Below are 13,143 nucleotides of genomic sequence, written 5' to 3' on the forward strand. Positions count from 1 at the left end.
CGTACAGGGGTGAAGGCTCGGTACGCCTGTGAAAACGAGCACCGCCGGGTCCGTTCGCCTGGGATTGGCCGGGGTGTGAACCGTCCGAAACATGTCCTTAACGCACGCCCCGCACGCCCCCCGGCCGCGACGTCGGCCCCGCGTCGGCCGGCCCGTTCGTACCCAGCCAGCCCGCCAGCTTGCCCCCGTGGCCGACCGCGCGCAGCCGCCGTTCCGCGGCGTCCCGCACCGGGTCGGTGGCGACCACGAGGAGTTCGTCCCCGCGCCGCAGCACCGTCGCGGGCAGCGGCACAAACGATTTTCCTTCGCGGACGACCAGGGTGACGGCGGCCCCGGCCGGCAGCCGCAGCTCGTTGATCTCCACGCCGTGCATCCGGGACCCCTCGGGGATCGAGACGGACAGCAGGTGTCCGCGCAGCCGCTCCAGGGGCGCGGACTCGATGCCGAGGTCGGCGGCCTCCGGACCCTCGCCGAGCCGCAGTGTGCGGGCCAGCCAGGGCAGGGTCGGCCCCTGGACGAGGGTGTAGACCACGACCAGGACGAAGACGATGTTGAAGATCCGGTGGCTGGTGTCGACGCCGTTCACCATGGGGATCGTCGCCAGGATGATGGGCACGGCGCCGCGCAGGCCGGCCCAGGACATCAGGGTCTGCTCCGGCCAGGGCACCCGGAAGGGCGCGAGGCTGATGACCACGCTCACCGGGCGCGCCACCATGGTGAGCACCAGCCCGATGACGACGGCGGGCACGATGTCGTCGCCGAGCTCGTGCGGGGTGACCAGCAGGCCGAGCAGGACGAACATGCCGATCTGGGCGATCCAGCCGAGCCCCTCGGCGAAACCGCGGGTGGCGGGCCAGTGCGGCAGCTTGGCGTTGCCGAGCATCATGGCGGCCAGGTAGACCGCGAGGAAGCCGCTGCCGTGCGCCAGCGCGCCGGCCGCGTACGCCGTGACCGCGATGGCCATCACGGCGATCGGGTAGAGGCCGGAGGCGGGCAGGGCGACGCGCCTGAGGCCCCAGGAGCCGAGCCAGCCGACCGCGAGGCCGATGCCGGCGCCGATGGCCAGCTCCATGGCGATCTCGCCCACCAGGACGTACCAGTGCTCGACCGGCCCCGCGGTGGAGAGGGCGACGACCAGGATGACCACCGGGGCGTCGTTGAAGCCGGACTCCGCCTCCAGGGTGCCCGTCACCCGCGCGGGCAGCGGAATGCGCCGGAGCACCGAGAAGACCGCCGCCGCGTCCGTCGAGGACACCACCGCGCCGATGACGAGCGCCTGCCGCCATTCCAGCCCGACCAGGTAGTGCGCGCCCGCCGCGGTGATGCCGACGCTCACCCCGACCCCGGCCAGGGCCAGCGTGGAGGCGGACGCCAGGACGGGTCGGACCTCCTTCCACTTCGTGCCGAGACCGCCCTCGGCCAGGATCACGACCAGGGCCGCGTAGCCGATGACCTGGGTGAGTTCGGCGTTGGTGAAGTGGATGCCGCCGATGCCGTCCTGGCCCATGAGGACACCGATCCCCAGGTACACGAGCAGGCTGGGGAGCCCGCTGCGCGAGGAGATCCGGACGGCCGCGACGGCGATGAGCAGGACCACGGAGCAGAGGAGCAGGAGCTGGTTGAGGTGGTGGACAGTCAGCGGCGGTTCCCTTCGTTGGCTCGCGCGCGGGCGACGCGGAAGCGCACGTACACAGGACCGAGAGTGCGGCACTCCGCACCCAAGTACTTCATTACCTTACCTAACTCTTGACGCTTTCTTGACGCTTCCCGAGGCAAGATCGAACGCCCATGCCCGCCGGTTCCCCACTCCGCGTCAAGTGGCGTGAGGCCCTGCGCCTATGGTTGCTCCAGCGCTCAGTCAAAAGCACATGCCCGTCTGCCGCTCGCGTTAGGACAGCAAGGACAGCGATGCCCCCCAACACCACCGCCACAACGGGTGACAAGCCTGGCAAGTCCGGCAGGAAGAAGGGGCGCAGAGCCCGGCTGCTCGTGCTCGTGCTCGTCCTGGCCGTCATCGGTGGCGTCTTCTACGGGGCGTACTGGTCGGTCAGCACGGTCCGCGCGTCCCTCCCGCAGACCAAGGGTTCGATCACGATCGACGGCCTCTCCGGACCGGTGACCGTCAAGCGCGACGGCTACGGCATCCCGCAGATCTACGCCTCGACCGACGAGGACCTGTTCATGGCGCAGGGCTACGTCCAGGCGCAGGACCGGTTCTACGAGATGGACGTGCGCCGCCACATGACCGCGGGGCGGCTGTCCGAGATGTTCGGCAAGAGCCAGGTGAAGGCCGACGAATTCCTGCGCACCCTGGGCTGGGACCGGGTCGCGAAGCAGGAGTACGACACCAAGCTGTCGGCCGCCACGAAGAAGTACCTCCAGGCGTACTCCAAGGGGGTCAACGCCTACCTCCAGGGCAAGAACGGCAAGGACATCTCCCTGGAGTACGCCGCCCTCGGGTTCGTCAACGACTACACGCCCGAGCAGTGGACCCCCGTCGACTCGATCTCCTGGCTGAAGGCGATGGCCTGGGACCTGCGCGGCAACATGCAGGACGAGATCGACCGCGCCCTGATGACCAGCCGCCTCGGCCCGCAGCAGATCAAGGACCTCTACCCGGACTACCCGTACAGCCGCAACAAGGCGATCGTCCAGCAGGGCCAGTACGACGAGGTCACCAAGACGTTCCAGAGCGGCTCCGCGAGCGGCTCCGGGTCCTCGACGACCACGAGTGGCTCCTCGACCACCTCGTCCGCCGGTTCGGCGCTCACAAGCCAGCTGGAGGGCCTCTACAACGTCCTGGACGGCGTTCCCACGGCCGTCGGCGTGAACGGCCAGGGCATCGGCTCCAACTCCTGGGTCGTCAGGGGCGAGTACACCATCACCGGCAAACCGCTGCTCGCCAACGACCCGCACCTGTCGGCGTCACTGCCGTCCGTCTGGTACCAGATGGGCCTGCACTGCACCACGATCTCCAGCAAGTGCCAGTACGACGTCACCGGCTACACCTTCGCCGGCATGCCCGGCGTGATAATCGGCCACAACGCGGACATCGCCTGGGGCATGACCAACTCCGGTGTCGACGTCACCGACCTCTACCTGGAGAAGCTCTCCGGCGACGGCTACCTGTACGACGGCGAGACCAAGCCCTTCACGACCCGCACGGAGACCATCAAGGTCGCCGGCGGCGCGTCCAAGAAGATCGTCATACGCCAGACCGCCGACGGCATGCCGCTGCTGTCCGACCGCGACGACGAACTCGTCCAGGTCGGCAAGAAGGCGACCGTCGACACCGCCGCCCCCGACCGCGGCGACGGCTACGGCATCGCCCTGAGATGGACCGCCCTGGACCCGGGCACCACCATGGACGCCGTCTTCGCCCTCGACAAGGCGTCCGACTGGGACTCCTTCCGCCAGGCGGCCGCCCAGTTCGACGTGCCCTCGCAGAACCTGATCTACGCCGACACCAAGAACAACATCGGCTACACGCTGCCCGGCAAGATCCCCACGCGCTCGTCGGTCGACGACGGGTCCATCCCGGCGCCGGGCTGGGACTCCAAGTACAAGTGGACCGGCTTCATCAAGCAGGACGAACTGCCCTACGAGTACAACCCGAAGCGGGGCTACATCGTCACCGCCAACCAGGCCGTGATCGACAAGGACAAGTACCCCTACACGCTCACCACGGACTGGGGCTACGGCACCCGCAGCCAGCGCATCACCGACCTGATCGAGTCGAAGATCAAGGACGGCGGCAAGATCTCCACCGACGACATGCGCCAGATGCAGACGGACAACAGCAGTGAGATCGCCAAGCTGCTGGTGCCCAGGCTGCTGAAGATCAACCTTGACGACAAGGACGTGCGCGAGGCGCAGAAACTCCTTGAGGGCTGGGACTACACCCAGGACGCCGACTCCGCGGCCGCGGCCTACTTCAACGCGGTCTGGCGCAACATCCTCAAGCTCGCCTTCGGCAACAAGCTGCCCAAGGAACTGCGCGTCAAGGGCCAGTGCCTGTGGGTCGACAAGGTCGACAGCACCGGTCCGGTGGACGAGGACACCAAGGTGCGCGAGTGCGGCGAGCGCGACGCCGACCAGGCCCAGCCGGACGGCGGCGACCGCTGGTTCGAGGTGGTCCGCAACCTCATGGAGAAGCCGAACAGCGACTGGTGGAAGACGCCGGCCGGAGTGGGCGACCGCAACAAGGCCGACAACATGGACGAGCTGTTCAAGCGCGCCATGATCGACGCCCGCTGGGAGCTGACCGCCAAGCTCGGCAAGGACATCGACACCTGGAGCTGGGGCCGGCTGCACCGCCTGTTCCTGAAGAACCAGACCCTCGGCACCGACGGCCCGGGCATCGTCCAGTACGTCCTCAACCGCGGCCCCTGGAAGCTCAGCGGCGGCGAGGCCACGGTCGACGCGACCGGCTGGAACGCGGCCGGCGGCTACGGCGTCGTCTGGGTCCCCTCCATGCGGATGGTCGTCAACCTCGACGACCTCGACAAATCCAAGTGGATCAACCTCACCGGAGCCTCCGGACACGCCTTCAGCGCCCACTACACCGACCAGACGGGCAAGTGGGCCGACGGCGAACTGCTCCCGTGGTCGTTCTCGGACAAGGTGGTCGACAAGAGCACCAGCGACACCCTCGTCCTCAAGCCCTGAGCCGAAAGCCCTGAGCCGACGGGCATCCGCCGGTGAAACGGCCCTCCACGCACGCGTGGAGGGCCGTTTCCGCTTCCGGCGAGAACCGCTCAGGCACTCGTGAACCGGCGCACCCCCGACGGCGTCACCACCGCCTGCACCGGCCGGTCGTGCCCCTGAGCGGGCACCCGCTCGACCACCTCCGTGTCGTACAGCAGCACCACGAGCGCCGGGCGCGCGCCCGCGCGCTCCAGGCGCGCCAGCACCCGGTCGTACGACCCCCCGCCGCGCCCCAGGCGCATCCCGCGCGCGTCCACCGCGAGCCCCGGCAGCAGCACGACGTCGGCGCCGAGCACGGCGTCCGGCCCGAGGCGTTCACCGGAGGGTTCGAACAACGCCATCTTCCCGCCGTGTTGGACGCGGGCGAGGGAGCCCTTCCCGGCGTACGCCCCCCAGTCCAGATCGTGGTCCGGCAGGAGCGCCGGGAGCAGGACGCGCACCCCCCGCGCGAGCAGCGCGTCCAGCAGCGTGAGCGTGCCGGGCTCGTTCTCGACGGAGACGTACGCCGCCACCGTGCGGGCCCGCGCCAGCTCGGGCAGCTCCAGAGCGCGCTCGGCCAACGCGTCGGCCGCCTCCCCGACGACATCGGTCGTCAACCTGTTCCTCACCCCGAGGATTTCTCGGCGCAACATCCGCTTGTCAGTCTCGGCGCCAGGTCCACCATGCTCCACAGGTCGTTCCGCACCCTTCCTTATCAGTTCATATGCGTGCCAATTAACCGGAGCCTCAGATTCTCCGCAAAGGCACCGGATAAGGTGGCGGACATGACTCAGTCGCACCCCAGGATCAGCAAGGCTGTCATTCCCGCGGCAGGCCTCGGCACCCGGTTCCTGCCGGCCACCAAGGCCACTCCCAAGGAGATGCTGCCGGTCGTCGACAAGCCGGCGATCCAGTACGTGGTCGAGGAGGCCGTGTCGGCGGGGCTCGACGACGTTCTCATGATCACCGGACGCAACAAGCGTCCGCTGGAAGACCACTTCGACCGCAACTACGAGCTGGAGTCGGCACTCCAGAAGAAGGGCGACGCCGGCCGGCTCGCCAAGGTGCAGGAGTCCAGCGACCTGGCCACGATGCACTACGTGCGTCAGGGCGACCCCAGGGGCCTCGGCCACGCCGTGCTGTGCGCGGCCCCGCACGTGGGCCACGAGCCCTTCGCCGTCCTGCTCGGCGACGACCTGATCGACCCGCGCGACCCCCTGCTCCAGCGCATGATCGAGGTCCGGGAGCAGCACGGCGGCAGCGTGATCGCGCTCATGGAGGTCGACCCCGAGCAGATCCACCTCTACGGCTGCGCCGCCGTGGAGACCACCGCCGACAGCGACGTCGTCAAGGTGACCGGCCTGGTCGAGAAGCCCGATGCGGCGGACGCCCCGTCCGGCTACGCGGTGATCGGCCGCTACGTCCTCGACCCGCACGTCTTCGACATACTGCGGCGCACCGAGCCCGGCCGCGGCGGCGAGATCCAGCTCACCGACGCCCTCCAGCAGCTCGCCCAGGACGAAAAGGTCGGCGGCCCCGTGCACGGCGTCGTCTTCAAGGGCCGCCGCTACGACACCGGCGACCGCGGCGACTATCTGCGTGCCATTGTCAGGCTCGCGTGCGAACGTGAAGACCTGGGCCCGGACTTCCGGACCTGGCTTCGCAGTTACGTAGCCGAGGAGATGCAGCAGAGTTGAGCAGCGCCGCGACCCGCCCCGCCGGCCCGGACCACCTGTGGTCGGTGGACGAGCACCTGGAGGACATCCTCACCACCGTCCGCCCCCTGGACCCCATCGAGCTGCAACTCCTCGATGCCCAGGGCTGCGTCCTGGTCGACGACGTCATGGTGCCGCTGTCGCTGCCGCCGTTCGACAACAGCTCCATGGACGGGTACGCGGTACGGGTCGCGGATGTGGCGGGCGCGAGCGAGGAGTTCCCGGCCGTCCTGGAGGTCGTCGGGGACGTCGCGGCGGGCGCGGCCGAGCTGACCCCGGTGGGCCCCGGCCAGGCGGCCCGCATCATGACCGGCGCCCCGCTGCCGCCCGGCGCCGAGACCGTCGTCCCCGTGGAGTGGACCGACGGCGGGCTCGGCGAGGGACCGGTGGCGGGGATGCGGGCGCGCAGCCTCGCCCCCGAGGGCGCCGAGGGGCACGTGCGCGTGCACCGGTCGGCCGAGGCACGCGCGCACGTACGCGCGCGGGGCAGCGACGTGAAGGCCGGCGACCTCGCCCTGGAGGCCGGCACCCTCCTCGGACCGCCGCAGATCGCGCTGCTCGCCGCGATCGGCCGCGGCACCGTACGCGTGCGCCCGCGCCCGCGCGTGGTCGTCGTGTCCACCGGCAGCGAACTCGTCCAGCCCGGCGAGGGACTCGGCAACGGGCAGATCTACGACTCCAACAGCTTCGCCCTCACCGCCGCCGCCCGGGACGCGGGCGCCATCGCCTACCGGGTGGGCGCCGTCGTCGACGACGCCGAGACCCTCCGCGCCACCATCGAGGACCAGCTCGTCCGCGCCGACCTGCTGGTCACCACCGGCGGGGTCAGCGTGGGGGCGTACGACGTCGTCAAGGAGGCGCTGGCGCACGTCGGCGACGAGGACGAGCCGGGCGCCGGCGTCGACTTCCGCAAGCTCGCCATGCAGCCCGGCAAGCCCCAGGGCTTCGGCTCCGTCGGCCCCGACCACACGCCCCTGCTCGCGCTTCCGGGCAACCCCGTGTCGTCGTACGTCTCCTTCGAACTGTTCGTCCGCCCCGCCATCCGCACCCTGAGGGGCCTCGACGACGTGCACCGGCCCCGCACCACCGCGACCCTCAGGGCCGACAAGACGCTGGGTTCGCCCAAGGGACGCAGGCAGTTCCTGCGCGGGGCGTACGCCGACGGCGAGGTGACCGCCGTGGGCGGCGCCGGCTCGCACCTGGTCGCCGCCCTGGCACACGCCGACGCGCTGATCGTCGTACCCGAGGACGTGGAGTCCGTCGAGCCCGGTACGGACGTCGAGGTCATCCTGCTCGGCTGACGGGTGTCCCGTCCGTCCGCCGGGCGCCCTGCCGCGCGTGCGTATCCGTCCGCCGGGCGTCTCGCCGCGGCGTGCGTATCTGTCCGCCGGGCGTCCTGCCACGCCCGCGTACCCGTCCGCCGGGCGTCCCGCCGCGCGTGCGTATCTGTCCGCCGGGCGTCTCGCCGCGGCGTGCGTATCTGTCCGCCGGGCGTCTCGCCGCGGCGTGCGTATCCGTCCGCCGGACGTCCTGCCGCGCGCGCGTACCCGTCCGCCGGGCGGTCCTGCCCGCTCGTGCGGGCCGTCTTGGCGGTACCGTGTCGCGCACAGCAGGTCCGAGCGCCGCACCGCGACGGGCCAGGACCGGGAGCGCCACACAGCATGACTGAGCCCTTCCGGGGGGACACCCCCGGACCCTCCGTGCCAGACCGACTGACGCACCTCGACGACGCGGGCGCCGCCCGCATGGTCGACGTGTCCGGCAAGGACGTGACCGCGCGCACCGCCCGCGCGAGCGGACGTGTCCTCGTCTCGCCCCGCGTGGTCGAGCTGCTGCGCGGTGAGGGCGTTCCGAAGGGCGACGCCCTCGCCACCGCGCGCATCGCCGGGATCATGGGTGCCAAACGCACCCCGGACCTGATTCCGCTGTGTCACCCTCTGGCCCTGTCCGGTGTGAAACTGGATCTGTCGGTCGCGGACGACGCGGTGGAGATCCTGGCCACGGTACGGACGACGGACCGCACGGGTGTCGAGATGGAGGCCCTCACCGCGGTCTCCGTCGCGGCGCTCACCGTGATCGACATGGTCAAGGCGGTCGACAAGGGAGCGGTCATCACGGACGTACGCGTGGAGGAGAAGACGGGCGGAAAGTCGGGCGACTGGAGCAGGGCGTGAGCGCCGGGCCGTCCGCCGGCGGTGCGCCGCGCGCGCCGTATCGCGCGCTGGTCGTGACGGCTTCGAACCGTGCCGCCGCCGGGGTCTACGAGGACAAGGGCGGTCCGCTGGTCGCCGCGGGCCTGGCGGGCCTCGGGTTCAGCGTGGACGGGCCGCGGGTGGTGCCCGACGGGGAACCCGTGGCGGCCGCGCTGCGCGCCGGGGTCGAGGCCGGGTACGACGTCGTCGTCACCACCGGCGGCACCGGCGTCTCGCCCACCGACCGCACGCCCGAGGCGACCCGCGCGGTGCTCGACTACGAGGTGCCGGGCATCGCCGAGGCCGTGCGGGCGTTCGGACGGGAGAAGGTGCCCACCACCGCGCTCTCCCGGGGCCTGGCCGGAGTGGCGGGCCGGACACTGATCGTCAACCTTCCCGGGTCCACCGGCGGGGTGCGGGACGGTCTCGCCGTCCTGGAACCGCTGCTGGCGCACGCCGTCGACCAGATCCGCGGCGGCGACCACCCCGGAACCAGCAGTGGGGGTGCGAGCTGAACACCTCGTCCTGGCCCGTCGTGCTGGCGGACGGCGACGTCGTCCTCCGGCCCATAAGGGTGCGCGACCAGCGGGCGTGGCGTGAGGTCAACCGCCGCAACCGCGACTGGCTGCGCCCGTGGGAGGCGACCATCCCGCCGCCCACGCCCAGCGGGCCGATAGCGCACCGGCCGACCTACCGGCAGATGGTCCGGCACCTGCGGTCCGAGGCGAACGCGGGTCGCATGCTGCCGTTCGTCATCGAGTACCAGGGCCGGCTGGTGGGGCAGTTGACGGTCGCCGGAATCACCTGGGGGTCGATGTGCTCGGGGCACGTCGGTTACTGGGTGGACCAGTCGGTGGCCGGCCGCGGGGTGATGCCGACGGCCGTCGCGCTCGTGGTGGACCACTGTTTCCGCACCGTCGGTCTGCACCGCGTCGAGGTCTGCATTCGCCCCGAGAACCGGCCGAGCCGCCGGGTCGTGGAGAAACTCGGATTCCGCGAGGAGGGGCTGCGGCCGCGATATCTCCACATCGACGGCGCCTGGCGCGACCACATGGTCTTCGCCCTCACGGCGGAAGAGGTGCCCGAGGGGTTGCTGGGCCGCTGGCGGCGGGCACGCTCCCAGAGCGCGTCCGCGAAGGCGCCGGGGCCGGGGCCGGCGGGCACTCCTCCGCACGTGCCCCGCAATCCGCAGAACACTCCAGGGAATCCCGGCTAGCCGAACAAATTGAATGTGTGTTCGAAATTGATCGGTTCTTGACCGTCTCGCGCCATTGAATTCACGGCCCGGGCAGCCTGCTGATCGCATCGGTCACAAAAAAAGCTCGAAATATCAGCCGGATCGTGCGACACACCGGCGCAATTGGCAGATGGCCCCACGCAAACCCCTCTACCGTGTGAGGCGTGAGCAGCAGCGGCCTCATCTACGCAGTCATTGTCGGGGCCTGGGCCGCCTACTTGGTGCCGATGTGGCTCCGTAGGCAGGACGAGCTGAACGAGGCCCGTCCGACGGAACGCTTCAGCACCGCCATCCGGCTGCTGTCCGGACGGGCGGGGATGGAGCGCCGTTACGCCAGGGACGTGCGGGCGCGCTCCGCCTCGGAGGGGGAGCAGGACGCCGGCGATCCGGACGCCGTCACCGACTCGGTGGACGTCCGGGCCTTCGCCATGCCTCCGACCCGCCGTCAGGTCCGGGCAGACGTCCAGACCGAGAGGGAACCGGAGGCGCCCGGGCGTCAGGAACCGGCGCGCGACCGGGCGGTCGCGCCGGCGGCCAAGTCCCCGTCCGTGCCGTCCGGTCAGGCGGCCGGCACGCCGGCCACGGCGTCGGCATCCGCCTCGGCGCACCCCTCCGCCTCGGCTTCCGCCTCCACGTCCGCGCCCAAGTCCGGTTCCGCGTCCGGCTCCACGTCCGCGCGCGGCCGGATTCCGACCCCACGCCGCGCGCCCTCCGCGCAGGCGGCCGCGGAACGCGCCCGGCGCTCGAAGGCGCTCGCACGCCGTCGGCGCACCACCGTCCTGCTCTTCGTCGCCTTCACGCTGGGCGCGATCGTCGCCGCCGTCGGGGGACTCGCGTTCCTGTGGGCACCGGGTGTGCCCGCCGTCATGCTCAGCGCCTACATCGCCTACCTGCGCGCTCAGGAGCGCCGGCGCTTCGCCTATCAGATGGACCGGCGTCAGGCCGAGGCCGCCGCACAGCGGTTGCGGGAGCGCCAGCGGCGCCGGCGCCCGCCCCTCGACCCCGGAGCCGGCGCGGACGAACCGGAGGAGGGACCAGAGACCGGTACCGACCCCGGGCTGTCCGCCCTCGCCGCCGACCGGCGCGCCCTCGTCGAGCAGACCGACCACGCCGAATGGGTCGACCAGCAGCGCGAGCGGCAGCGCCGCCCGGGGCACGGCGACAGCTGGGACCCGGTGCCGGTGCCCCTGCCGACGTACGTGACCGCGCCGGTCGCGCCGCGCGCCACCTCCGACGTGGACCTGTCGGCGCCGGACGCGTGGAGTTCGGCGCGGTCCAGCACCGTCGCGCCGGAGCAGGAGACCAAGCCGGCGGCGCCGGAGGCCGAGGCGGCGGAGCCGGAGCCGGCCGCCGACGACAAGGCGGCGGCCGACGGGGCCGACGCCCTCCCGCCCGCTCGGCGGCGCTCGCGCGGGGGAAACTCCGCCGCGGCCTCCGCGCGCCGGGCCCGCGAGCGCGGCCGCACGCCCCTCTTCGACCAGTACGAGGACGGCGACCGCCCGCGCGCGGCCAACGAATGACCCGAGGCCGAGAGGGCGGGGCAGCCCCGGCGCCCCGCTCCTGACCAGTCAGGGAACGGATTTCCAAGCACCCCGACGGGGATGCTAGAGTTTCACTCGTTGCAAGGGCCTGTGGCGCAGTCCGGTAGCGCACCTCGTTCGCATCGAGGGGGCCAGGGGTTCAAATCCCCTCAGGTCCACTGCACGGTGAGACCCCGCACGATCGTGAGGATCGTGCGGGGTCTTCGTCGTTCTCCGGGTACCGAACCGGTGGGCGGCGGCTGAGCCACCACCCGGTCGGTGCGCCACGGTGGTTGGGGCCTACAGGTCCGCCCGTACGTCCGCCCGCAGGGCCTTGGCGAAGCAGCGGCTCGACTCGTAGTGGCGGTAGTAGCCGAACTTGGCGCACGGTTCGTAGCCGCTGGAGGTGTACAGGGCAATGGCCTCCGGCTGCTTGGTGCCGGTCTCCAGGACCATGCGGAGGCGGCCGGCCGCGCGGGCGTCGTCCTCCAGGGCCGCGAGCATGCGGCGGGCCAGGCCCCGGCCGCGCATCGCCTCGATGACGAACATGCGCTTGAGTTCGGCGTCGCCGTCCTCGTTGCCCTCGCCGTTCGCGTCCTGGCTGCGCCAGCCGCCGGTGGCCACGGGGCGGTCGGACTCGTCGTACGCGATCAGGTAGACGCCGTTCGGCGGTTCGAAGTCGGCCGTGTCGAGGGCGGTGGCGTCGCCGCCGTCGCCGTAGCGCAGCTGGTACTCGGCCTGGACCTCGTCGTTCAGCTTCACGGCGTCGGGGTGGTCGAAGGCAACCGGGCGTATAATCATGTGAGGCATCGTATATTCGTGCGGGCGGCGAACGCGGTGGACATCGGGACTCCGTCCAGTGTGCCGGTATCGTTCCGGCGTGCTGACTGTGACCTCGGTGAATGTGAACGGGCTGCGGGCCGCCGCGAAGAAGGGCTTCGTGGAGTGGCTCGCGGAGACCTCCGCGGACGTGCTCTGTCTGCAGGAGGTGCGCGCGGAGCCGCAACAGCTCCCGGAGGAGGTGCGCGCGCCCGGCGGCTGGCACGTGGTGCACGCCCCCGCGGCGGCCAAGGGGCGCGCGGGCGTCTCCCTGTACACCCGGCGTGAGCCGGACCGCGTGCGCGTCGGCTTCGGGTCGGACGAGTTCGACGCGAGCGGGCGCTACGTCGAGGCCGACCTGCCCGGTGTCACCGTCGCCTCCCTCTATCTCCCCTCCGGGGAGGTGGGCACCGAGCGGCAGGACGAGAAGTACCGCTTCATGGGCGAGTTCCTGGCCTATCTGAAGGAACTGCGCGAGCGGGCCGCCGCCGACGGGCGTGAGGTCGTCGTCTGCGGCGACTGGAACATCGCCCACCAGCAGGCCGACCTGAAGAACTGGCGCGGCAACACCAAGAACTCCGGCTTCCTTCCGGAGGAGCGGGAGTGGCTCGGCGGTGTCCTGGACCCGGCCGGCGGCGGGTACGTCGACGTCGTGCGCGCGCTGCACCCGGAGGCCGAAGGGCCGTACACCTGGTGGTCCTACCGGGGGCGGGCCTTCGACAACGACTCAGGGTGGCGTATCGACTACCAGCTGGCCACGCCCGGGCTCGCCGGCAGGGCCGTCAAGGGGTTCGTGGAGCGCGCGGCCACGCATGCCGAGCGGTGGTCCGACCATGCGCCGGTCACCGTCGTCTACGACCACTGACCGCCTCCGCCGCCACGACTGCGGCTTCCGCCACGACTGCGGCTTCCGCCACGACTGCGGCTTCCGCCACGACCGCGGCTTCCGCCACGACTGCGGTTTCCGCCACGAC

At 71.3% G+C, this 13,143-nt stretch carries 11 protein-coding genes and 1 tRNA gene; 9 read left to right on the forward strand and 3 right to left on the reverse strand.

The annotated features are described in order from the left end of the window. Nucleotides 1-97 precede the first annotated feature (97 nt). Nucleotides 98-1,639 carry a potassium/proton antiporter gene (locus tag AB0P24_RS27900; RefSeq protein ID WP_365798733.1) on the reverse strand — a complete coding sequence of 514 codons (1,542 nt, stop codon included), beginning with the start codon at nt 1,637-1,639 and terminating at the stop codon, nt 98-100. A 269-nt stretch (nt 1,640-1,908) separates the two neighbouring features. On the opposite strand from AB0P24_RS27900, the gene AB0P24_RS27905 reads away from it, so the two are divergent. Beyond that, entirely contained in the window at nt 1,909-4,668 is a 2,760-nt protein-coding gene (locus tag AB0P24_RS27905; RefSeq protein WP_365798619.1) for a penicillin acylase family protein, read from the forward strand. Between the two features lie 89 nt (nt 4,669-4,757). On the opposite strand, the gene AB0P24_RS27910 is transcribed toward AB0P24_RS27905, so the two are convergent. Next, nucleotides 4,758-5,339, reverse strand: a complete 582-nt coding sequence (locus AB0P24_RS27910; RefSeq protein WP_365798621.1) for a 5-formyltetrahydrofolate cyclo-ligase — start codon at nt 5,337-5,339, stop codon at nt 4,758-4,760. A gap of 132 nt (nt 5,340-5,471) precedes the next feature. Between AB0P24_RS27910 and galU the strand changes: the two genes are divergently transcribed. The 7 genes from galU to AB0P24_RS27945 all read left to right on the forward strand — a co-directional run bounded on the left by galU (nt 5,472) and on the right by AB0P24_RS27945 (nt 11,529). After that, entirely contained in the window at nt 5,472-6,383 is a 912-nt protein-coding gene (gene galU, locus AB0P24_RS27915) for a UTP--glucose-1-phosphate uridylyltransferase GalU (RefSeq protein ID WP_365798623.1), read from the forward strand. Next, nucleotides 6,380-7,702, forward strand: coding sequence for a gephyrin-like molybdotransferase Glp (gene glp, locus AB0P24_RS27920; RefSeq protein WP_365798625.1), 1,323 nt, complete (start codon nt 6,380-6,382; stop codon nt 7,700-7,702). The genes galU and glp overlap by 4 nt, the downstream gene beginning before the upstream one ends. 360 nt (nt 7,703-8,062) lie before the next feature. Beyond that, nucleotides 8,063-8,575 carry a cyclic pyranopterin monophosphate synthase MoaC gene (gene moaC / locus AB0P24_RS27925; RefSeq protein WP_361287248.1) on the forward strand — a complete coding sequence of 171 codons (513 nt, stop codon included), beginning with the start codon at nt 8,063-8,065 and terminating at the stop codon, nt 8,573-8,575. Next, nucleotides 8,572-9,108, forward strand: coding sequence for a molybdenum cofactor synthesis domain-containing protein (locus AB0P24_RS27930; RefSeq protein WP_365798628.1), 537 nt, complete (start codon nt 8,572-8,574; stop codon nt 9,106-9,108). The genes moaC and AB0P24_RS27930 overlap by 4 nt, the downstream gene beginning before the upstream one ends. Nucleotides 9,109-9,128: 20 nt before the next feature. Then, nucleotides 9,129-9,809, forward strand: a complete 681-nt coding sequence (locus AB0P24_RS27935; protein ID WP_365798630.1) for a GNAT family protein — start codon at nt 9,129-9,131, stop codon at nt 9,807-9,809. A gap of 185 nt (nt 9,810-9,994) precedes the next feature. Next, entirely contained in the window at nt 9,995-11,350 is a 1,356-nt protein-coding gene (gene glpR, locus AB0P24_RS27940) for a gephyrin-like molybdotransferase receptor GlpR (RefSeq protein WP_365798632.1), read from the forward strand. Between the two features lie 105 nt (nt 11,351-11,455). Beyond that, nucleotides 11,456-11,529 (forward strand) — tRNA-Ala (locus AB0P24_RS27945). Nucleotides 11,530-11,650: 121 nt separating this feature from the next. Here the strand turns inward: AB0P24_RS27945 and AB0P24_RS27950 are convergent. Further along, nucleotides 11,651-12,151, reverse strand: coding sequence for a GNAT family N-acetyltransferase (locus AB0P24_RS27950; RefSeq protein WP_365798634.1), 501 nt, complete (start codon nt 12,149-12,151; stop codon nt 11,651-11,653). A gap of 79 nt (nt 12,152-12,230) precedes the next feature. Here AB0P24_RS27950 and AB0P24_RS27955 point away from each other — a divergent pair, with 79 nt between their 5' ends. Next, nucleotides 12,231-13,034 carry an exodeoxyribonuclease III gene (locus tag AB0P24_RS27955; RefSeq protein WP_365798636.1) on the forward strand — a complete coding sequence of 268 codons (804 nt, stop codon included), beginning with the start codon at nt 12,231-12,233 and terminating at the stop codon, nt 13,032-13,034. Nucleotides 13,035-13,143: the final 109 nt, after the last annotated feature.

The organism is Streptomyces sp. NPDC086519 (assembly GCF_040686075.1).
In the GTDB taxonomy this organism is placed as follows: domain Bacteria; phylum Actinomycetota; class Actinomycetes; order Streptomycetales; family Streptomycetaceae; genus Streptomyces; species Streptomyces shenzhenensis.

Excerpts from the sequence above, each read along its gene's own strand:
- moaC (WP_361287248.1), top strand. The coding sequence starts at position 8,063 with ATGACTGAGCCCTTCCGGGGGGACACCCCCGGACCCTCCGTGCCAGAC.
- AB0P24_RS27910 (WP_365798621.1), bottom strand. The coding sequence starts at position 5,339 with ATGTTGCGCCGAGAAATCCTCGGGGTGAGGAACAGGTTGACGACCGAT.
- galU (WP_365798623.1), top strand. The coding sequence starts at position 5,472 with ATGACTCAGTCGCACCCCAGGATCAGCAAGGCTGTCATTCCCGCGGCA.
- AB0P24_RS27950 (WP_365798634.1), bottom strand. The coding sequence starts at position 12,151 with ATGATTATACGCCCGGTTGCCTTCGACCACCCCGACGCCGTGAAGCTG.
- AB0P24_RS27905 (WP_365798619.1), top strand. The coding sequence starts at position 1,909 with ATGCCCCCCAACACCACCGCCACAACGGGTGACAAGCCTGGCAAGTCC.